The 18,738-nt window shown below is 63.8% G+C and carries 16 protein-coding genes and 1 pseudogene; 13 read left to right on the top strand and 4 right to left on the bottom strand.

What is annotated here, in order from left to right; all coding sequences use genetic code 11:
• Nucleotides 1–25: 25 nt before the first annotated feature.
• Both nadD and BerOc1_RS15100 read right to left on the bottom strand, forming a co-directional pair.
• Nucleotides 26–688 (bottom strand): nicotinate (nicotinamide) nucleotide adenylyltransferase, encoded by a 663-nt coding sequence (nadD, locus tag BerOc1_RS15105; RefSeq protein WP_071546484.1) that lies wholly within the window; start codon nt 686–688, stop codon nt 26–28.
• Between the two features lie 145 nt (nt 689–833).
• Entirely contained in the window at nt 834–2,093 is a 1,260-nt protein-coding gene (locus BerOc1_RS15100; protein ID WP_071546483.1) for a glutamate-5-semialdehyde dehydrogenase, read from the bottom strand.
• A 332-nt stretch (nt 2,094–2,425) separates the two neighbouring features.
• Between BerOc1_RS15100 and BerOc1_RS15095 the strand changes: the two genes are divergently transcribed.
• From BerOc1_RS15095 to BerOc1_RS15080, 4 genes are read left to right on the top strand one after another with little or no spacing between them, the layout of a single operon-like run.
• A complete protein-coding gene (locus BerOc1_RS15095; protein WP_071546482.1) occupies nt 2,426–3,079 on the top strand; it encodes a YfgM family protein in 654 nt (217 codons plus the stop codon).
• A 59-nt stretch (nt 3,080–3,138) separates the two neighbouring features.
• Entirely contained in the window at nt 3,139–4,974 is a 1,836-nt protein-coding gene (iorA, locus tag BerOc1_RS15090; protein ID WP_071546481.1) for an indolepyruvate ferredoxin oxidoreductase subunit alpha, read from the top strand.
• Between the two features lie 2 nt (nt 4,975–4,976).
• A complete protein-coding gene (locus BerOc1_RS15085) occupies nt 4,977–5,573 on the top strand; it encodes an indolepyruvate oxidoreductase subunit beta (RefSeq protein WP_071546480.1) in 597 nt (198 codons plus the stop codon).
• Between the two features lie 24 nt (nt 5,574–5,597).
• Nucleotides 5,598–7,181: a sigma-54-dependent Fis family transcriptional regulator gene (locus BerOc1_RS15080; protein WP_071546479.1), complete on the top strand. Its 1,584-nt coding sequence runs from the start codon at nt 5,598–5,600 to the stop codon at nt 7,179–7,181.
• Nucleotides 7,182–7,255: 74 nt separating this feature from the next.
• Here BerOc1_RS15080 and BerOc1_RS15075 read toward each other — a convergent pair whose 3' ends face one another.
• Nucleotides 7,256–7,804, bottom strand: coding sequence for a hypothetical protein (locus BerOc1_RS15075; protein WP_071546478.1), 549 nt, complete (start codon nt 7,802–7,804; stop codon nt 7,256–7,258).
• 257 nt (nt 7,805–8,061) lie between these two features.
• Between BerOc1_RS15075 and msrB the strand changes: the two genes are divergently transcribed.
• From msrB to BerOc1_RS15060, 3 genes are all read left to right on the top strand, one after another.
• Nucleotides 8,062–9,195, top strand: a complete 1,134-nt coding sequence (gene msrB, locus BerOc1_RS15070; protein ID WP_084641623.1) for a peptide-methionine (R)-S-oxide reductase MsrB — start codon at nt 8,062–8,064, stop codon at nt 9,193–9,195.
• Between the two features lie 323 nt (nt 9,196–9,518).
• On the top strand, nt 9,519–9,980 hold the full coding sequence (locus BerOc1_RS15065) for a DUF6790 family protein (protein ID WP_071546477.1): 462 nt from the start codon (nt 9,519–9,521) through the stop codon (nt 9,978–9,980).
• A 93-nt stretch (nt 9,981–10,073) separates the two neighbouring features.
• Nucleotides 10,074–11,000: a DnaB-like helicase C-terminal domain-containing protein gene (locus BerOc1_RS15060; protein ID WP_084641619.1), complete on the top strand. Its 927-nt coding sequence runs from the start codon at nt 10,074–10,076 to the stop codon at nt 10,998–11,000.
• Nucleotides 11,001–11,051: 51 nt separating this feature from the next.
• Here BerOc1_RS15060 and BerOc1_RS15055 read toward each other — a convergent pair whose 3' ends face one another.
• The gene (locus BerOc1_RS15055; protein ID WP_071546475.1) at nt 11,052–13,331 is read right to left on the bottom strand and encodes a cysteine synthase; all 2,280 of its coding nucleotides are present in this window, start codon (nt 13,329–13,331) and stop codon (nt 11,052–11,054) included.
• A 138-nt stretch (nt 13,332–13,469) separates the two neighbouring features.
• Between BerOc1_RS15055 and BerOc1_RS15050 the strand changes: the two genes are divergently transcribed.
• The 6 genes and pseudogenes from BerOc1_RS15050 (at nt 13,470) to BerOc1_RS19335 (ending at nt 18,540) form a co-directional block, all read left to right on the top strand.
• On the top strand, nt 13,470–15,239 hold the full coding sequence (locus BerOc1_RS15050; RefSeq protein ID WP_071546474.1) for a motility associated factor glycosyltransferase family protein: 1,770 nt from the start codon (nt 13,470–13,472) through the stop codon (nt 15,237–15,239).
• A gap of 98 nt (nt 15,240–15,337) precedes the next feature.
• The gene (locus tag BerOc1_RS15045; RefSeq protein ID WP_071546473.1) at nt 15,338–15,535 is read left to right on the top strand and encodes a hypothetical protein; all 198 of its coding nucleotides are present in this window, start codon (nt 15,338–15,340) and stop codon (nt 15,533–15,535) included.
• A 52-nt stretch (nt 15,536–15,587) separates the two neighbouring features.
• On the top strand, nt 15,588–16,208 hold the full coding sequence (locus BerOc1_RS15040; protein WP_071546472.1) for a phosphatase PAP2 family protein: 621 nt from the start codon (nt 15,588–15,590) through the stop codon (nt 16,206–16,208).
• A gap of 1 nt (nt 16,209) precedes the next feature.
• On the top strand, nt 16,210–17,829 hold the full coding sequence (locus tag BerOc1_RS15035; protein ID WP_071546471.1) for an ArnT family glycosyltransferase: 1,620 nt from the start codon (nt 16,210–16,212) through the stop codon (nt 17,827–17,829).
• Nucleotides 17,830–17,881: 52 nt separating this feature from the next.
• Nucleotides 17,882–18,178, top strand: a pseudogene (locus BerOc1_RS19475) (BON domain-containing protein); the annotation flags it as partial.
• 59 nt (nt 18,179–18,237) lie between these two features.
• Nucleotides 18,238–18,540: a BON domain-containing protein gene (locus tag BerOc1_RS19335; RefSeq protein ID WP_341349799.1), complete on the top strand. Its 303-nt coding sequence runs from the start codon at nt 18,238–18,240 to the stop codon at nt 18,538–18,540.
• Nucleotides 18,541–18,738: the final 198 nt, after the last annotated feature.

Raw genomic sequence — 18,738 nt, 5'->3', positions numbered from 1 at the left:
GCGCCCGTCCCCGGCCGTTGCACGGCTACGCCCGCTTCCGTTCGCCCCAATGGCTTTCGATCTCACCCGCGCGCTCTTCGAGCAGGTCGCGGACCCCGTCCGGGACCAGCAGGCTCAGGTTGCGGCGATCCAGCCAGCGGCGGCGGATGTGCCCGCCCTTGATGTCCAGGCGGGGGGTGTCCAGCAGCCGGATGGAGTTGCCCTCGGGCAACCGCCACGCGCCCACGGACTCCATGACCGCGTCGGGCCAGTGTTCGGTCACGAACCCGGCCACGTCGTCGGCCGCCTCCCAGCGGTTGACCACCACCAGGGAGGCCAGGGCCGGAATCTCCAGCCCGCGATGCCAACGGTGCATTTCCAGAAAGGTGGACGCGCCCACGATGAAATACAGTTCGGTCTCCGGCGTCTTGGTGCGGTAGCAGGTCAGGGTGTCGCAGGTGAACGACGGCCCGGGCCGCTCGGCCTCCAGAGGGTTGGCCCCCAGGCCGGGGATGTCCGCGATGGCCCGGTGGACCAGCTCCATGCGCAGGTCGAAGGGCAGGATGTCCGCCCCCCGCTTGTGCGGCGGCTCGCTCGCCGGGACCAGCTCCACCCGGTCCAGGCCGAGCTGTTCCAGAACCTCCACGGCCATGCGCACATGGCCGGTATGCACCGGATTGAAGCTGCCGCCCAATATGCCTATCTTCATTGCCGATCTCCTATATTGTCCCGACAATAGCTTCCCTGATGCCCGCACGCAACCCGGGATAGGCCGGGGCGGGCCGACAGAGGCTAATCAAAGGGCCGCCCTTGCGGACGGCCCGTTCAATTCATTATGTAGGATCGGGGAACGACTATTCCCTGATCTGCCCTTCGCCCAGCAGGACGAACTTGGCGCTGGTCAACTCCTTGATGCCCATGGGGCCGTAGGCGTGGAGCTTGGAGGTGGAGATGCCGATCTCCGCGCCCAGGCCGAGCTGCGCGCCGTCGTTGAACCGTGTGGAGGAGTTGGCCACCACCAGGGAGGCGTCCACCTCGCGCACGAAGCGCATGCAGTTGGCGTAGTCCTCGGACAGGATGGCCTCGGTATGGTTGGAGCCGTGCTCCGCGATGTAGTCCAGGGCCTCGTCCAGGTCCGCGACCACTTTGACCGCCAGGATCAGGTCCAGGAACTCGTAGCCCCAGTCTTCGTCCACGGCGGGCTCGGCGTACGTGCCGAGCAGGGGCAGGGATTTGGGGCAGGCCTTGAACCTCACGCCCTTGGGCCCGATGGCCTCGGCCACCCTGGGCAGCAGCGCCTTTGCCGCGTCCCGGTGGACCAGCAGGCACTCCACCGCGTTGCAGCCGCTGGGGTACTGCGTCTTGGCGTTCTCTATGATCGGAACGGCCTTGTCGATGTCGCAGGAGGCGTCGGCGAAAATCTGGCACACGCCCTTGTAGTGCTTGAGCACCGGCATGGTCGCCTGGCTGGTAACGGCCCGGATGAGCCCCTCGCCGCCGCGCGGGATGACAACGTCGATGTACTCCTCGAGCTTGAGCATCTCGGCCACGGCCTCGCGGTCCGTGGTCGGCGGCACCTGGACCGCGTCGCTGGGCAGGCCCGCCTTTTCCAGGGCCTTGTGCATCAGCTCCGCCAGACACCTGTTGGAATGGAAGGCCTCGCTGCCGCCGCGCAGGATGACCGCGTTGCCCGCCTTGAGGCAGAGGATGCCCGCGTCCACCGTGGCGTTGGGCCGGGACTCGTAGATCATGGCCACCACGCCGAGCGGCACGCGCATGCGGCCCACGAGCATGCCGTTGGGGCGCTTGGTCATGGACTCGATCTCGCCCACGGGGTCGGCCATGGCCGCCACCTCGCGGCACCCCTGGATCATGGAGTTCAGGACCTTGTCGCTGATGGTCAGACGCTGCACCCGGGCCTTGTCCAGGCCGTTTTCGGCGGCCGTGTCCAGGTCGAGCCGGTTGGCCTCCCGGATGGCCGGGGCCTCGGACTCCAGCAGTTGGGCCAGGATCAGCAGGGCGTCCCGCTTGGCCTTGCCCGAGGCCGCTGAAAGCCTGCGCGAAGCCGCCTTGGCGCGCTTGCCCATCTCCACCATCTGTTCGCGTAAATCCATGAAGATTCTCCTTGAAATTGTCGCCGCCGAAGCCGAACGAAATTCTGCCTGGGCGAGCCAATTTGCTAACCTCCTCCGGGGGATAAAGTCAATTCCCGTCTTTGCAGACCGAATACACTTTGGATTGACGGGCGCCGATCGATTTACATTTTTTGTTATTTACTTAGACAACAGCTTGATTACAGGCGCTGTTTTTGGCTATTTTACGTCTTCCCGCCAAAATAGGCTTTGACCTTTTTTACAATTTTGCTTATCAAGCCCTCTGCGTTGCCGGGCCTCGCTTCCCGGCCCGTTTACCACAAAAATCACCCTCATGGAGGCATGAAAATCCCATGGCTGCAACCAATCCCGATCAACCCGACGTGCTGACCGACATCGAGGCCCGCACTCCCGATTCCCTGCACCCGATCCTCGAAGCCGCGTTCGCCTACCGCAAGCAGCTGATCTCCGCGGTCTGCGTCATCCTGGCCGTGACCGTGGCCTACGCGGGCTACAAGGCCTACAGCGCCAGGGCCGAGTCCAGCGCCCAGGCCGCCCTGGGCGAGATCATGGTTTCCTCCACCGGGGCCGACCGGCTGGCCAAGCTCGACGCCATGCTCGGGGACGTCACGGATTCCGTCCGGCCCGCAGTGACCCTGGAGGCCGCCCAGACCGCCATGAGCCTGGGCGACTACGCCAAGGCCCAGGGCTATTGGGAAGCCCTGGTCGGCCTGACCGAGGGCGAGATGCAGTTCGTCGCCCGCCTGGGCCGCGCCAAGGCCATGGCCCTGGCCGGAAACGGCGCGGACGCTCTCAAGGAGATGAAGGAACTGGTCGGCCTGGCCTCCGCCGCCTACACCATCCCGGTCTACCGCCAGCTCGCCCTGGCCGCCGAGGCCGCGGGCGACAAGGCCGAAGCCCTGGCCGCCTACAAGAAGCTGGACGGTGAGAACGTCGGCGACAAGCCGTTCATCGAGTACAAGATCTCCCAGTTGGAAAACAAATAATCGAATCATCTAGTTCAAAGAGGCCGGACGCGAAGGCATCCGGCCGCAGGAGAGGCAAAATGGCAAATCCGCTCTTGGGTGACACTCCCGGCGACACCCATCTGCTCCTCGGCAACGAAGCCATCGTGCGCGGCGCCGTGGAAGCGGGCATCCAGGTGGTGACCTGTTACCCCGGCACCCCCTCAAGCGAAGTGCCGGACACGTTCTACCGCATTTCGCCCGACGGCAAATACTACTTCGAATACTCGGTCAACGAGAAGGTCGCCCTGGAAGTGGCCGGAGGCGCGACCCTGGCCGGCGCCATGTCCATGTGCACCATGAAGCACGTGGGCGTGAACGTGGCCGCCGACCCGCTGATGACCCTCTGCTACGTGGGCGCTCCCGGCGGGCTGATGCTCCTGTCCGCCGACGACCCCGGCTGCCATTCCAGCCAGAACGAGCAGGACAACCGCATCTACGCCCGCCTGGGCGGCATGCCGGTGCTCGAACCGTCCTCGGCCCAGGAGGCCAAGGACATGGCCCGCGACGGCCTGCTCCTGTCCAAGAAGCACGGCGCGCCCCTGCTCCTGCGGACCACCACCCGCGTCAACCACCTGCGCGGCCCGGTCGAGTTCGGCCCGGCCCCGGCCCCGGGCAAGCCCGAGGGCTTCAAGCGCAATCCGCCCCATTTCGTGCCCATCCCGGCCTTTTCCCGGCCCATGCACGTCCGCCTCATGGAACGCATGGAAGCCCTGCGCGAGGAGGCCGAGAACTCCCCGTACAACAAGGTCACCGGCAGCGGCGAATACGGCATCGTCTGTTCCGGCATCTCCCGCGCCTACGTGGCCGACGCTCTGGACAACGCGGGCCTGGCCGACAAGGTCACGGTCCTGGAGCTCGGCTTCTCCAACCCCTTGCCCGAGAACAAGTGCCTGGACTTCCTCAAGTCCGTGGACACGGTCCTGGTGGTCGAGGAACTGGAGCCGGTCGTGGAGAACGAGCTGCGCGTCCTGGCCCAGAAGAACGGGCTTTCCATCGAGATCAAGGGCAAGGACGTCCTGCCGCGCAACGGCGAGTTCGACGTGACCATGGTCGAGAACGCCATCCGCGAGGGTCTGGGCGAATCCCCGGTGCCCACCTGCGAATGTTCCCTGCCCGAGCTGCCCGGCCGTCCGCCGAACCTGTGCGCCGGGTGCCCGCATCGCGGCACCTACTACGCGGCCCGCAAGGTCTTCGGCGACGACGCGGTCTACTCCTCGGACATCGGCTGCTACACGCTGGGCCTGCTGCCCCCGCTGCAGACCGCCGACTTTTTGCTGTGCATGGGCTCCTCCATCTCGGCGGGCGGCGGACTGGCCAAGGCGTCCGGCCAGAAAGTGGTCGCCTTCATCGGCGACTCCACCTTCTTCCACTCCGGCCTGACCGGCGTGGCCAACGCGGTCTTCAACGCCCATGACGTGCTCATCGTCATCCTGGACAACCGGACCACGGCCATGACCGGCCACCAGCCCAACCCGGGCGTGGACAAGACGGTCATCGGCGACAACGACCACCCGCTGGACATCGAGTCCGCCGTGCGCGGCCTGGGCGTCACCGAGGTGCGCACGGTCAACCCGTTCAACCAGAGGAAGACCATGGCCGCCCTGGAGGAACTCGGCGGGATGAGCGGCGTGCGCGTGCTCATCGCCAAGGAGCCCTGCCCGCTGTACACCCGCAGGGTCTACAAGAAGATCGCCCCGCAGGTGGCCTACGTCGCCGAGTCCTGCACCGGCCGGTTCGACTGCCTGGACAAGCTGGCCTGCCCGGCCATGTACAAGGAAGGCGGCAAGGCCGCGGTCAACCCGATCCTGTGCAACGGCTGCATGCTCTGCCTGCAGGTCTGCGGGCACATCAAAGCCAAGAAGAGAGGCAGCTAACCATGCCCGATACCAAGAAAATCCGCATATTCATGACCGGCGTGGGCGGCCAGGGCACCCTAACCGCCACCACCCTGCTGGCCAAGACCGCCCTCAGCCAGGGGCTGACCGTGACCTCGGGCGAAATCCACGGCATGGCCCAGCGCGGCGGCGTGGTCGAGTCCACGGTGCTGATCGGGTGCAAGTCGCCCAAGATCGGCATCGGCGAGGCCGACATCCTCCTCGGGTTCGAACCCATGGAGACCATGCGCGCCCTGCCCTACCTGCGCCAGGGCGGCCTGGTGGTCTCGTCCACCGAGTACATGCCGCCCCTGTCCGTGGCCATGGGCAAACAGGAATGCCCGACCATCGACGACATCAGGAAGGCCGTGTCCACCTGCACCGACAAGGTGTACTTCATGGCCAACCAGTCCATCGGCCTGGAAGCGGGCGCCGTGCAGTCCGGCAACATCGCCATGCTCGGCGCGCTCTGCGCGGCCGGCGAGCTGCCCTTCGGCCCCGAGGCCCTGGAAGCCGCCATCAAGGCGAATCTCCCGGCCAAGCTGCAGGCCGTCAACCTCAAAGCCCTGGAACTCGGCGTCAAGGCCCTGAACTCCTAGAGCTTGAACTCCCAGAGAAGTAGAATGGCAACCAACACACAGGACCACTCCGATGATCTCAGCTACCTGCTCACGCTGAAGACCATCCAGGAAACCTTGAGGAAGGAGACGACCCTCGAGGAATCGCTCAACGCGCTCCTGAAAACCCTGGCCCTGGACATGGAGTACGTCCGGGCGTTCATGGTCATCATGGACCCCAAGACCGAGAACCTGAAGCTCTCGCTGACCTACAGCCCGGCGCAGTCCGACGACGTGACCTATTCGCCGGGCCGGGGCATCATCGGCCGGGTCTTCGACTCGGGCCGGTCCATCAGCGTGCCCCGCATGTCCGACGACCCCGAGTTCCTGAACAAGGCGTTCGGCCGAAGCGAGGAGGAACTCCGCAAGCTCGGCTTCATCTGCGTCCCGGTCATCAACCTGCGTTCGGATGAAGCCGAGGTCATCGGCGCGCTGTCCGTGGACGTGCCGCTCATCCCGGCCGAGGACATGGCCGCCCACCGCGACTTCCTCGAGGTGGTGGCGGGCATCATCGCCGGGCACGTGGCCCAGCTCCAGGAGGAGATGGCCACCCAGAACCACCTGCTCTCCCAGGGCCTCATGGCCGGGGGGGCGGATGCGGCCCCGCCCAAGGACTTCGTGGCCGCCTCCAAGGCCATGCGCCTGGTCCTGCGCCAGTCCACCCAGGTGGCCCCAAGCCGGGCCACGGCGCTCTTGCGCGGCGAGTCCGGCACCGGCAAGGAACTGCTGGCCGAGGCCATCCACCAGTCCAGCCCGCGCGCGGACAAGCCCCTGATCAAGCTCAACTGCGCGGCCCTGCCGTCCGAACTCATCGAGTCCGAACTGTTCGGCCACCAGAAGGGAGCGTTCACCGGCGCGTTCCAGACCAAGCGCGGCCTGTTCGAGGTGGCGGACCAGGGCACCCTGTTCCTGGACGAGATCGGCGAACTGTCCATGGACGCCCAGGCCAAGGTCCTGCGCGCCATCCAGGAAAAGGAAATCCAGCGGGTCGGCTCCGAGCAGACCATCACCGTGGACGTGCGCCTCATCTGCGCCACCCACCAGCCGCTGGAGGAGCTGCTGGAAAAGGGGCTGTTCCGCGAGGACCTGTACTACCGCATCAACGTCTTCCCGATCTTCATCCCGCCGCTCAAGGAGCGCCGCGAGGACATCCTGCCCCTGGCCGAACATTTCCTGGCCGAGTTCACCGACGAATACGGCAAGGAGGTCAAGCGCATCTCCACGCCCGCCATCGAACTGCTGGTCATGTACCACTGGCCGGGAAACGTGCGCGAGCTGAAGAACTGCATGGAGCGCGCGGTCCTGCTCTGCGAGGAGCAGGTCATCCGCACCTACCACCTGCCGCCGACCCTGCAGTCGGCCGAGAGCTCGGCCACGGGCACCAACCTGTCCTTCGGAGAAGCCGTGGCCAAGTTCGAGCAGGAGCTGCTCATCGACTCGCTCAAGAAGACCGGCGGCAACATGCTCCAATCAGCCCGCGACCTGCGCGTGTCCTACCGGATCGTCAACTACAAGGTGAAGAAGTACAACATCGACGTGAAGAAGTACTCGCAGACCAAGAAAAAGACCAAGAAGAAGCTCGAGGTCTAGCCTCGCGCGACAACGATACAAAAAAAGGCGGCCCGGAATATCCGGGCCGCCTTTTCATTTGCCTTTCGGTGGCGCTATTTGAAGGAACGGGAGAACAGCTCTTCGAGCGCCTTCTTGCCGTTGTCCTCCAAAAAGCGGGTGCCGGTGCCGGTGAAGTGTCCGGCGGTGACCGCCGGAGCGTCCACGGCCACCCATGCGCCGTGCTCCCACTTGGACCAACCGTCCTTGGCCTGGTCGAAGACGAACAGGTCCTTGTTGCAGATCTTGGCGAATTCCGCGCCCCAGCCGGTGCCGCCCTTGACCGTGCCGTCGTCCAGGATGGTGCCGACCACGAAAATCTGCTGGCTGGCGTCCACCTGCCACATGATGGTCTGCAGGACCTTGCGCATCTTTTCCGCGTTGGTGAACTTGCGGTTCAGCAGCCGGGATACGTAGGTCAGGCTGACGTCCTTCTGGGTCAGTTCCTCGTCGGTCAGCACGCGCACGCCGCGGGTGCGCTCGATGCGGTGGCCCTCGAAGGTGTAGTTCACTTCGGACAGGCCGTGGTATTCGGCGAGCTTGCCGAACTGATTCTCGGCACCCTGGGCGCCGCCGCTGAAAAGAGTGTAATTCTGGTTGGGCATGGTCTCTCCTTGATGTGATTCAATGCGAAATTCGGTCGCGGCCCTCGGCCTGATAGGGCCACTATGCACATCCAGCCGCCGCGAAGCAATGCCACTTGCCCCAAAACAAACCAAAAATCCACCCTTTTCCGGTAAAAAATAACGGTTCGGGCATTTTCGGCCAGGCCGCCCCGCACCCCCTCCCGCATTGACATATTCGGGATCGTGCCTACCTTGATGTAATAATGACTATCATTGTCACCCATGGAGGTGATCACATGATCCGCAAGCTTGCATATTTTACCCTGACCGGCGCCCTGCTCCTGGCGCTCGGCTTCGGCATGACCATCCTATCGTCATCGGAGGAACCGGCAATGGCTGACACTACCAATGCGAACTACGAGATCGCCACCCTGGCGGGCGGCTGCTTCTGGTGCGTGGAATCGGATATGGAAAAGCTGCCCGGCGTGATCAAGGTCGTGTCCGGCTACGCGGGCGGCAGCGAGCCCAATCCGTCCTACGAGCAGGTTTCGAGCGGGTCCACCGGCCACCGCGAGTCGGTGCAGGTGACCTTTGATCCCGCGCGGATCAGCTACGCCCAGGTCCTGGACCACTACTGGCGGCACTTCGACCCCACCGACACCGGCGGCTCCTTCGGCGACCGGGGGTTCCAGTACACCTCGGCCATCTTCTACCACAATGAGAAGCAGCACGAGACCGCCGAGGCGTCCAAGAAGGCTCTGGACGAGTCCGGCCGCTTCGACAAGCCCGTCATCACCCCGCTCATCGCGTTCACCACCTTCTACCCGGCCGAGGGCTACCACCAGGACTATTACAAGCACAATCCCGTGCGCTACAAGACCTACCGCTACTTCTCGGGCCGCGACAAGTTCGTGGACAACCACTGGGGCGATGAGGCCGACGACGTGATCGAGGCCGCGCGCGACAACGCCCTGGTCACCGCCGCCGGAGGCGATTTCGTCAAGCCCGACAAGGACACCCTGAAGAAGAACCTCACCCCGCTGCAGTACAAGGTAACCCAGGAGGAAGGCACGGAACCGCCCTTCGACAACACGTACTGGGACAACCACGCCGAGGGCATCTACGTGGACCTCGTCAGCGGCGAGCCGCTCTTCTCGAGCACGGACAAGTACGAATCCGGCACGGGCTGGCCGAGCTTCACCACCCCCCTGGTGCCGGAAAACATCGTGGAAAAGGAGGACCGCTCCCTCTTCTCGGTGCGCACCGAGGTCCGCAGCAAGGCCGGGGACAACCACCTGGGCCACGTCTTTACGGACGGCCCGCAACCCACCGGCCTGCGCTACTGCATGAACTCCGCCGCCCTGCGGTTCGTGCCCAAGGACAAGATGCGGGCGGAGGGTTACGGGGAATTCCTGTATCTGTTTGACTAACCGCGGCGTACCGCGCAGCGACCACACCGGGAGCCGTTCCGAAAGGGGCGGCTCCTTTTTTTGTTTGATTAAGATGAGAACCAGGACTTGAAAGCCGCTGCGCGGCGTTTGTCGGGTGATTTCGCCTCCGGCGGGGAAGGGTTCGCACCCTTCCATCCCATTTTGCGCCTGCGGCGCGGGGGGTTTATCGCTTCGCGAGGGGAATCGGAGCTTTTATTTCGGATCGGCTTTTGACGGATCGACTTTTACGATATAGCGTTCGGTAAGGCCCGTGCCGAACTCCCGGTGCGGCCAGTCCGCCACCCGAAACACCGGAGGGGTTTATGTACGTCGTCTACCTGGCCGTTATCGCCGTTGTCTGCGCCTTCCTGAACTGGATATTCACCGACGCGACCTTCTTCGCCACGCTCCTGGCCTGGCTCCTCGGCGTCCAGGTCGGCCTGGGCGCGCTGTGGGCCTTCCTCGGCCACTACTACAAATCGGACCAGGTCGCCGCCTACATCGGCTGGCGGCCCGGCAGCCCGTTCCAAAAGGAAATAGCCTTCGCCAACCTGGCGCTCGGCGGCTGCGGCGTTCTCGCCTTCGGCCTGCGCCACTCCCCCCTGCGCGACGGCTTCTGGCTCGCCACCATCCTCTTCGCCACCTTCTTCCTGGTCGGCGCCTTCACCGTCCACGCCGCCGACCTCCGCGTGGGCGGCACCCAAAAACCCGGCAACGCCGGGCCCGTGTTCTTCGCGGACATTTGCATGCCCGTGGTGTTGTGGGTGTTGTACTTATTTATATAGTATTTAATCTTACTGTTTAGTAAACTTAAAATCATGCTACCACTTTTGTACAACACATCTCACACATTTTACAATTAAATACTGGATAAACGCATGACAATAACTAAAGAACAAACTTACACAGCATCACAAGCTATTGTTAAAACATTAGAGACAATCGTTCAGAATTTTAACATAAAAGCAAACACTGGCATACCAACACATTATCATGACTTTGATATGCTAATGGAAGGATTACAGTCAGGAGAAGTCACTGTATTAGCTGGAAGACCAAGCGTCGGGAAAACGTATTTTGCCTTAAACATTGCTTTAAGATCATCAATCAGATCGCAAATACCAATAGTTATCTTCGCACCCTCACAATCAATAGATCAAATAACCCTCAGGATGTGTGCTATCCAAAGTAGAATTGAGTATTCACGCCTACAAAAAGGGTGGTTAGATGATGCCGATTGGGAGAAACTGTACGACGCTACCGATATCATTCAAAACTCTCCCATTTTTATACACGATACCCCAAGGCTCACACTCAACACTTTGTCGACACAGCTGATTAAAAGCCACAGTGATACCAAAGCTGAACTATATATTATTGACTACCTCCAACTTATCCACCCGACTACACCTCGTGCACCACGAGACCAAGAAATAGCCGACATTACTCGTGAGGTGAAAACATTGGCGAGGGAGTTAAATGTACATATAATTCTAATTTCACAATTAAATCGTAAGGTTGAAGAGCGGCTCGACAAACGCCCTATGCTTGCGGATTTACGTGATTCTGGAGCTATTGAAGATGACGCTGATAATATTGTATTCCTTTACAGGGATGCGCTCTACAACAAAAGTGAAGACAATCCACTGAAAAACCACGCAGAAATAATCATAGCAAAACACCGCAATGGGACAACTGGACGGGGGGAGCTTTTCTTTAAAAAAGAATATGGCCTGTTTGAGAACATGGAATGTTCACCTATTCCTCAAGAGCTTTCAGAGAATACAGCCTCCGGAGAGGAATAAAGAGGGTCGCCCTTCTGGGCGACCCTCTTTCATTCCATATCTAAATAATACCTACGCCTTAAACACCCTCGGCACACCCCCCGTATCCTCAACTCTGAATCCGGCCCCCCCGATCTTGTCCCGCAGTTCATCCGATAAGCCAAAGTCCTTGGCCTCCCGCGCCTTCTGTCTGTCCGCGACCATGCCTTGCACTTCCTTGGGCAGGTCGCCGAGGGGGACGGGCATTTGGGCGGGGTCGATGATGGCGAGGATGGTGTCGATGGCCTTGAGTTCGTCGAGGCAGGCCTTGGCGGCCGCGCCGGTGAGCTGGTTGTCGGCGGTCCAGTGGTTGACCTGTTTGATGAACTTGAACAGGGCGGGCCAGAAGTGGTGGAGGTTGAGGCCTTGGTCCAGGGCGGTCCTGAAGGCCGCCTTGACGTCGAAGACCGCCTGCTCCACGTCGGTGGGGACGGCGTCGCCGCGCGCGTCCAGCGCCAGGGTCAGGGCCACCGCGCCCTCCTGGATGCGCCGCCAGTTGCGGGCCCACATGGCCAGGTTTTCGCCGGACGCGCACAGGGGCTTGCGGGTGGCCACGGACAGCAGCCACAAGCGGGCCGCGCGAAAGCCGCCGAGTTTTTCGGCCACCGTGGCCAGCGTCTCGCCCTCGGCGTCCGAGGTCTGCTGGCAGACCATCCACGCCTGGGCCTCGCGCCCGGCCGTGGACCAGATGGCCCGCAGGTTCTCCAGGTGCGGGAAGCGGTGCTTGTCCGAGCCGATCATCACGTCGGTCCGGTTCGATTCGTCCAGGGCCATGGCCGCGTGCTGCAAGAACCAGCTCGGGCGCACGTTGCCCCACTGGGTCTCCAGGACCTCGCCGCGCTTCAGGTCCATGAGCGAGGCGCGTTTCAACAGCGTGAAATCGAGTGGGTTGTCCTTGACGTAGGCGTCCAGGTCCACCGTGCGGCCGCCGGACACCTTGTCCAGGTCCACCGTGCCGATCTCGCCGTACCGCTTGTCGCGGAACACGTCGAAGTAGACGCTGCGCAGCTTCTCGTAGGCCAGCCCCTTGCCCAACAGCTTGCGGCAGAGGGTGAGCGCGGTCTCGTTACCGGCGGACGACAGGGGAAATTTCAGGGACTCGGACAGCCCCATGGCCCGGCCGCGCGCCAGGATCGCCTCGCGAAGATCGGCGGCGAACGAGGCCCGGTCCGTGCCCGCCTCGCGGGCCGCGGCCAGGGTGCGGTCGTCCATGTCGGTCAGCCCGGCCACGCCCTCGACCTTGACGCCGCGCCCGGCCAGGTGGCGGACGAACACGTCGAGCAGGGCCAGCCTGCGCCAGGAGTCCAACCCGTCCGGGTTGTCCAGGCTCGGGCCCATGGTGTACGCGCCCAGGCCCGACGCGGTGTTGAGCATCTTGTCCGCGCCCGAGGCCATGTCGAAGATCGTCACCCCGCTGCCGGACCGCTGGCGGTAGAGGTGGGTGGACAGATAGCGCTCGCCCGAATCCGGGAAGATGACCACGATGAGCCCTTGGTCCAACCGCTCGGCCAGCTGCAACGCCCCGCCCAGGGCCGCGCCCGAGCTCATGCCCGCGAAAATGCCCTCGTGCCGGGCCAGCCTGCGGCAGTTCTCGAAGGCGTCCTCGTCCTCCACGTGCAGAATCTCGTCCAGGGCGTGCTTGTCGTAGATGCCCGGCGGGTAGGATTCGAGCATGTTCTTGAGGCCCTGTATCTTGTGCCCCGCATAGGGCTCCACCGCGGCCACGTAGACCTGGCCCATCTCATGCAGCCTTTTCGCGATGCCCATGGCCGTGCCCGAGGTGCCCAGGGTCATGACGCAGTGCGTCACCTTGCCCTCGGTCTGATTCCAGATTTCGAGCCCGGTGCCCATGTAGTGCGCCAGGACCGAGGCCGGGTTGTTGTACTGGTCCATGAGCACGTACTTGTCCGGCTCCTCGCGGGCGTAGCGGTAGGCCTGCTCGATGGCCCCGTCCGTGGCCAGGTGGCCCGGGGTCAGCTCCAGCTCCGCGCCGTAGGCGGCCATAATCATCTTGCGCTCCTCGGAGGCCGTCTCGGGCATGAGCAGCTTGATGCGGTAGCCCTTGATGGCCGCGACCATGGCCAGACCCACGCCGGTGTTGCCCGAGGTGGCCTCGATGATGATCTTGTCCCTGGTCAGCTCGCCCGACTCCTCGGCGGCCGCGATCATGGCCGCCGCCACCCGGTCCTTGATGGACCCGCCGGGATTCTGGCACTCGATCTTGGCCAAAATCCTGACGTTCGGATTGGGGTTGAGGTGGCGTATCTCCACCAGCGGCGTGTCGCCGATCAGCTCAAGCAGGTTCTTGTTCATCGTAGCGCCCTGGAATCATGCGGGTTGGGTTCGAAATGGATGCCCGCACCGTAGGGCAAAAACAGGCTTGGCGCAACTGGCATGCAAAGTGCATTTTCCCGGTCGAACCGTCATTTTTTGAGCACGCGAGGCCGCACCATGAATCCGTACCCGTTCCTGAAAGACAACATCGAATACCTGCAACGCACCGGAAATCCCATCTTCCAGTGGCTGTCCACCCGCCCGTTCAACGAGGAGATGCTCAAGACCAGGCTGTTCCGCAACGAGTTCGGTCTGCACGACTGGCGCATGGACAACGGCAAGGGCATGTTCGAATCCCTGCCCCCGCAGGGGCTGTACGGCAACTGGCTGCACCCGGAAAAGGCCGGGACCTCGGCCACCTTCGTGGTCGGCTCCAACCTGGGCTACGGCGTCAACCACCTGCTGACCAACACCCCGGACACCCACAAGGTCATGCTCCTTGAGCCGCGCTCCGAGATGCTCCTGGCCTGCCTGGGCCAGACCGACTACCGGCCGTTCTTCGAGAACAAAAAGTTTCACCTGCTGGTCCCGGACGAACGGTTCCTGTCCGAGGTGGTCCGCAACCTGGACCTGCAGTTCATCTACGGCCAGATCCACCTGAAGAGCGACATCCCCAGCCGCCAACTCGGGCCGGAATACGCCCGCTGGGCGACCTGGCTGAAGAACAAGCTCGAAAACTTCTCCCTGGAGCTGTCCACCCTGCGCCACCGCCAGGACGTCATGGTCGGCAACGAGATCGACAACTTCGCCAAGGCCATGCGCGACGGCAGCCTCAAGCCCATGGAGGGCAAGGGCGCGGGCGTGGGCGCGGTCATCCTCGGCGCGGGCCCGTCGCTGGAGACCATGGCCCCGCTGCTCAAGGAAAAGATGGGCCACGTGCTCTACACCTGCGCCCTGCAGACCATCCCGTCCCTGCAGAACCTCGGCATCAAGCCGCACCTGTGCGCGGCCATCGACTACGACAAGTCCATGCTCAAGGTCTTCGAGCGGCTGGACCCGGATTTCGTCCAGGACGTGCCCCTGGTCTACTCCACCAAGATCGACCCCATGATCCTCAAGCGCTATCCCGGACCGACCCTGCCCCTGTGGACCGTGGGCGGCGTGGGCACCAAGGTGCTCGAGGAGCGGGACCTGGTGCTCGACGCGGGCGGCAACGTCTCGGTGACCCTGTCGCGCTTCCTGCGCTACTGCGGCGTCTCCCACCTGCTCCTGGCCGGGCAGGACTACGCCTGGATCAACGGCATGTCCCACTCGGGCGGCCACCACAACCACACCACCTCGGACAAACGGTATTCCTGGCACCAGACCACGCGCAACATGGACGGCGAGGAAATCCTGACCACGGTGCAGTACATGACCGCCAAGCGCGAGCTGGAGGACGACCTCAAGCAGTCCGACTTCCCGGTCTTCAACCTCTACGGCGGCGGCGTGGTCATCGAGGGCACCAAGGTCGTGGACGTGGACACGGCCTACGCCAAGGGCATCCTGGCCTCGGCCCCGGGCGCGGTGGAGAGCTTTTTGCGCAACCTGAACGACTGCCGCCACGCGGTCCCGCCCCTGCGCCTGGAACCGCGCTCGCCCATGTGGTCCAATTCCATGCGCAACGCGGAAAAGCACCTGACCAAGCTGTTCAGGGACCTTGCGGACAACCAGCAAAAGGTCCACGAGGCCTTGAGCCGGGTGGAGCTGTTCATGAAGCAGGACCCGCTCTACTGCCCGTACCTGTTCAACGAGATCGTGGACATGGCCGGTCTGACCAAGGCCAAGTACCTCTACGAGTCCAAGGACCTGGGCGAATTCAAGCGCATCGCCAAGAACGTGCTCAGGAAGGTCCGCGAGATCGACCGCAAGGTCTGCCTGGCCGCCGACGACCAGGCCGTGGCCTGATTCGGTACGCGGTCCGCCAACCCCCCGCCGACACGGGCGATTCATTGCCGGAACAGGAGGCTTGTCTTTGCGCCGGTTCCGTGAAATAGTCCCCGGCCATGGACGAGAAGAAACCCTTCCTGACCGAGGACGGCACCCTGGTTATCCCCTTCGAATGCTCGGACAACGCCGACAAGTACTGGAAACAGGAAGGCAAGTCTCTGACCGACATTCTCAAGGACCTGAAGGCGAGCCCCGAGGTCTGGGCCCGGTACACCCACGAACCCTACCCGCAGAACGGAGACGGCGAGTCCTAGACACCCGCCGGGCCTGGCTTGCCTGGCCGCTCCCGATGGCTTATAAACCCGCATGCGCTGCACTTCCCTGAAACATTGGGCGCTCTACTCCGCGCCGCTGCTGCTCATCCTGGCCGCCCTCTGGCTCGGGTTCGACACCGAGCGCGACGCGGCCCTGTTCTTCAAGGACTTCCGCGCGGCCCACGCCGGGCTGACAATGTTCATGAAATTCGTCACAGACTGGTGCAACCCCCTGTTCTATCTCGTATACGCGGGCATGCTCCTGACCGCCTGGCGGACCGGCAACCGGGAGCGGCTGCGCTTCGTCCTGGTCGTGCTCGTGGTCCAGGGACTGGTGGCCGGGCTGGCCGTGCACTTCACCAAATACCTCATCGGCAGGCCGCGCCCCGGCCAAGGGCACTGGTACGAGCCCCTGTCCGGCCGGGCCGCGCAGGAGGCCCTGCCCTCGGGGCATACCGCCGAATACACCGGCTGGACCCTGCCCCTGGCCCTGCGCCTGTCGCGCGCGGCCCTGACCGTCCTGCTCGGACTGTCCCTCGGACTGGTCGGCTTCTCGCGCATCTACCTCGGCTGGCACCACCCAACGGACGTCTTCTTCGGCTGGCTGCTCAGCAGCGTGGGCGGTTTCGCCGCCGTGATCATCGCCGATTCCTCGCTTTTCAGGAGATCATGACATGAGCGCCCTTCGCACCATCTGGACCCGGCTCGAAAACCACCCCTGGCTGACCATGACCCTGGCCGTGCTGGCCCAGACCTGGTTCGCCCTGAGCAACCGGGCCCTGTGGTTCTCGGACGAGGTCCGCTACGCCGACGCCTACAAGAACCTGGCGGCCAATGGAAAGTGGGTCGTTCTGGCCCTGAACGGCCAGCCCTACCCGGACAAGCCGCCGGTCTACTTCTGGTTCCTTTGGCTCCTGGACAAGCTGACCCCGTTCCACCAGCCCGCCGTCTTCTTCCTGGGCGCCGCCCTTTCCGGCCTGTTCTTCCTGGTCGCGGCCTACGCCCTGGCCCGCACGCTCAGGTTCGACCGGACCACTTCCCTGGCCTCCACATTGATCCTGCTGTCCACCTTCATGGTCGCGGCCCTGCTGCACTACTCGCGCATGGACCTGATGTTCGCGGCCCTGATCATCCTCAGCCACGCCGCCTTCTTCCGCGCCTACTCCGGAACGTCCGAGGGCTGGTGGCCGGTCTGGGGATTCGTCCTGGCCGGGGCCGCCACCCTGGTCAAGGGACCGCTGGGCTTCCTGTTCCCGCTGGTCAATATCGCCCTGTTCCTGCTCTTCAAGGGCGAGGCCAAGCGGCTGCTCTCCCGGCGCACGGGCTTGGGCCTGCTGGCCATGCTCGGCATGCTCGCCGTCTGGGTGGGGGGCGTGATCCTGGCCGAGGGGCCGGGCTTTCTAATCAACACCGTGCTCGGCAAGCAGATATTGGAGCGGGCCACCCACACCTTCCACCACAAAGAGGCGTGGTGGTGGTATTTCGCGGCCTTCCCCCTGGCCTGGATGCCCTGGACCCTGGCCCTGTTCGCCGCCCCGCTGAAGCGGCTGGCCTCCCCGGCGTTCTGGTCCGCCCTGTGGGCCGGACGCCGCCATGCCGGGCCCACGACCCTGCTCTGGATCATGTTCCTGGGCACCTTCCTGTTTCTCTCCTCCCTGTCCGGCAAGGTCTTCATCTACGTCCTGCCCATGTTCCCGCCCCTGGCCCTGCTCACCGCCGACTCCCTGCGGACCATGAGCGACCCCCGCGCCCGGCGGCTGTGGACCCTGGTGGGCGGGTTGTGGATCGTGATCGGCGCGGCCCTGCTCCTGGCGGGCGACCTCATCCCGGTCCCGGTACCCGTGCGCGGCATGGGCTTGTGCGCGGCCGTGCTCATCCTCGGCGGCGCGGCCATCGTCTCGGTGCGCGCCAAGGGGTTCCGCGCCGCGCTAATGACCTGCGCCCTGGCCATGATCCTGTGGATATATCCGGTGGGCATGCTGGCCGCCCCGTCCCTGGACGACGCCATGAGCCCCCGGCGGCAGGCCCTCATCCTCAAGGACTACATCGAACGCGGCTACGCGCCCTTCGCCGCGCGGGTCTATTCCGGCATCTACACCTTCTATGCCGGGCACGATTACCCCGAGTTCGACAACTACGACCGGCTCATCGAGGAGATGGCGACCCGCGACAAGGCGGTCCTGGTCATCCGCGAAAGCCATTGGAACGACATCAGGGACCGGCTGACCGAGTTCCACGTGGTCGACCGGCAGTCCATCGCGGGCCTGGTCCACGTCCTGGCCGTCAAGGGATGACCGGCCGATAGTGTTAGACAATTTCTAGTCCTTCGACTATACTTCCTCGTCAATGATGCCCGAACACGCGACCAAGGCGGCCCTGGCCGTCATCCTTTGCGCGCTCCTGGCCGGATGCGCGGTCTATCCCGCCGTCCAGGTGGCGGGCGGGGCCATGACCGGCTACGACGCCATGGTCTCGGCCGACAAGCTCCTGCCGCGCAACAGCGTGGACGGCGGCTGCCTGGATGTCGTCCACGACGCCCAGTTGCAGCGGCGGCTGCGTGAACGGCTCGCGCTCAACGACCTCCATCTCTCGGCCCACGTCATCGACGCCAAGGCGTACCTGGTGGGCCAGGTGGCGAGCCGCAGCAGGGCGGACTACGCCATCCGCACGGCGGCCACGGTGGAGGGCATACGGACCATCACCTGCAAATTCTTCCCGGCCCCCCGGCCAAACAGGCCGCCCGCGACGCGGCCCGCGACGAACTCCTCATCAAGGAACTGTCCGAACGGTTCGGCCGGACCAAGCGGCTCAACGGCACGGACCTCCGCGTGGAGGTCTTCCGCAGCCACGCCATCCTCATCGGGCGGACCAAGGACTTCAGCCAGAAGACAGCGGCCTTGGCTATTGCCGAGGAGGTCAATGGTTTGGCGGATGTGGTCGACTATATTTCGGTGGAAGCCCCAGAAGCCGCCCCCGTCACGGAAGGTTCGGTAGCGGTTAAGTAAGGCGGCTTCCGAAAGCGGGCCATCCGCACATTTTTTCCGGGGGCTTCCATCCTCGCGTAGAAGGCTACGCTGCGGTGAAAGCCCCCGGAAGAAAATGCACAGCGGCCCCACTCTCGAAAGCCTTGTGCCAGCGCGACCGAAAGAGCCGCTGTCGGGTGCTGCGCACCCGAATCGCTCCAAAAGAATGAAGAAATGGAA

It is taken from the genome of Pseudodesulfovibrio hydrargyri (assembly GCF_001874525.1).
Lineage (GTDB): Bacteria > Desulfobacterota > Desulfovibrionia > Desulfovibrionales > Desulfovibrionaceae > Pseudodesulfovibrio > Pseudodesulfovibrio hydrargyri.
The sequence above is the reverse complement of the archived record's forward strand: the minus strand, read 5'-3'. Positions and strand labels throughout refer to the sequence as shown.

Coding starts and splice junctions, on each gene's coding strand:
- msrB (WP_084641623.1), top strand. CDS start 8,062: ATGATCCGCAAGCTTGCATATTTTACCCTGACCGGCGCCCTGCTCCTG.
- BerOc1_RS15085 (WP_071546480.1), top strand. CDS start 4,977: ATGCCCGATACCAAGAAAATCCGCATATTCATGACCGGCGTGGGCGGC.
- BerOc1_RS15065 (WP_071546477.1), top strand. CDS start 9,519: ATGTACGTCGTCTACCTGGCCGTTATCGCCGTTGTCTGCGCCTTCCTG.
- BerOc1_RS15100 (WP_071546483.1), bottom strand. CDS start 2,093: ATGGATTTACGCGAACAGATGGTGGAGATGGGCAAGCGCGCCAAGGCG.
- BerOc1_RS15050 (WP_071546474.1), top strand. CDS start 13,470: ATGAATCCGTACCCGTTCCTGAAAGACAACATCGAATACCTGCAACGC.
- BerOc1_RS15035 (WP_071546471.1), top strand. CDS start 16,210: ATGAGCGCCCTTCGCACCATCTGGACCCGGCTCGAAAACCACCCCTGG.
- BerOc1_RS15060 (WP_084641619.1), top strand. CDS start 10,074: ATGACAATAACTAAAGAACAAACTTACACAGCATCACAAGCTATTGTT.
- iorA (WP_071546481.1), top strand. CDS start 3,139: ATGGCAAATCCGCTCTTGGGTGACACTCCCGGCGACACCCATCTGCTC.
- BerOc1_RS15095 (WP_071546482.1), top strand. CDS start 2,426: ATGGCTGCAACCAATCCCGATCAACCCGACGTGCTGACCGACATCGAG.
- BerOc1_RS15045 (WP_071546473.1), top strand. CDS start 15,338: ATGGACGAGAAGAAACCCTTCCTGACCGAGGACGGCACCCTGGTTATC.
- BerOc1_RS15040 (WP_071546472.1), top strand. CDS start 15,588: ATGCGCTGCACTTCCCTGAAACATTGGGCGCTCTACTCCGCGCCGCTG.
- BerOc1_RS15055 (WP_071546475.1), bottom strand. CDS start 13,331: ATGAACAAGAACCTGCTTGAGCTGATCGGCGACACGCCGCTGGTGGAG.
- BerOc1_RS15080 (WP_071546479.1), top strand. CDS start 5,598: ATGGCAACCAACACACAGGACCACTCCGATGATCTCAGCTACCTGCTC.
- BerOc1_RS15075 (WP_071546478.1), bottom strand. CDS start 7,804: ATGCCCAACCAGAATTACACTCTTTTCAGCGGCGGCGCCCAGGGTGCC.
- nadD (WP_071546484.1), bottom strand. CDS start 688: ATGAAGATAGGCATATTGGGCGGCAGCTTCAATCCGGTGCATACCGGC.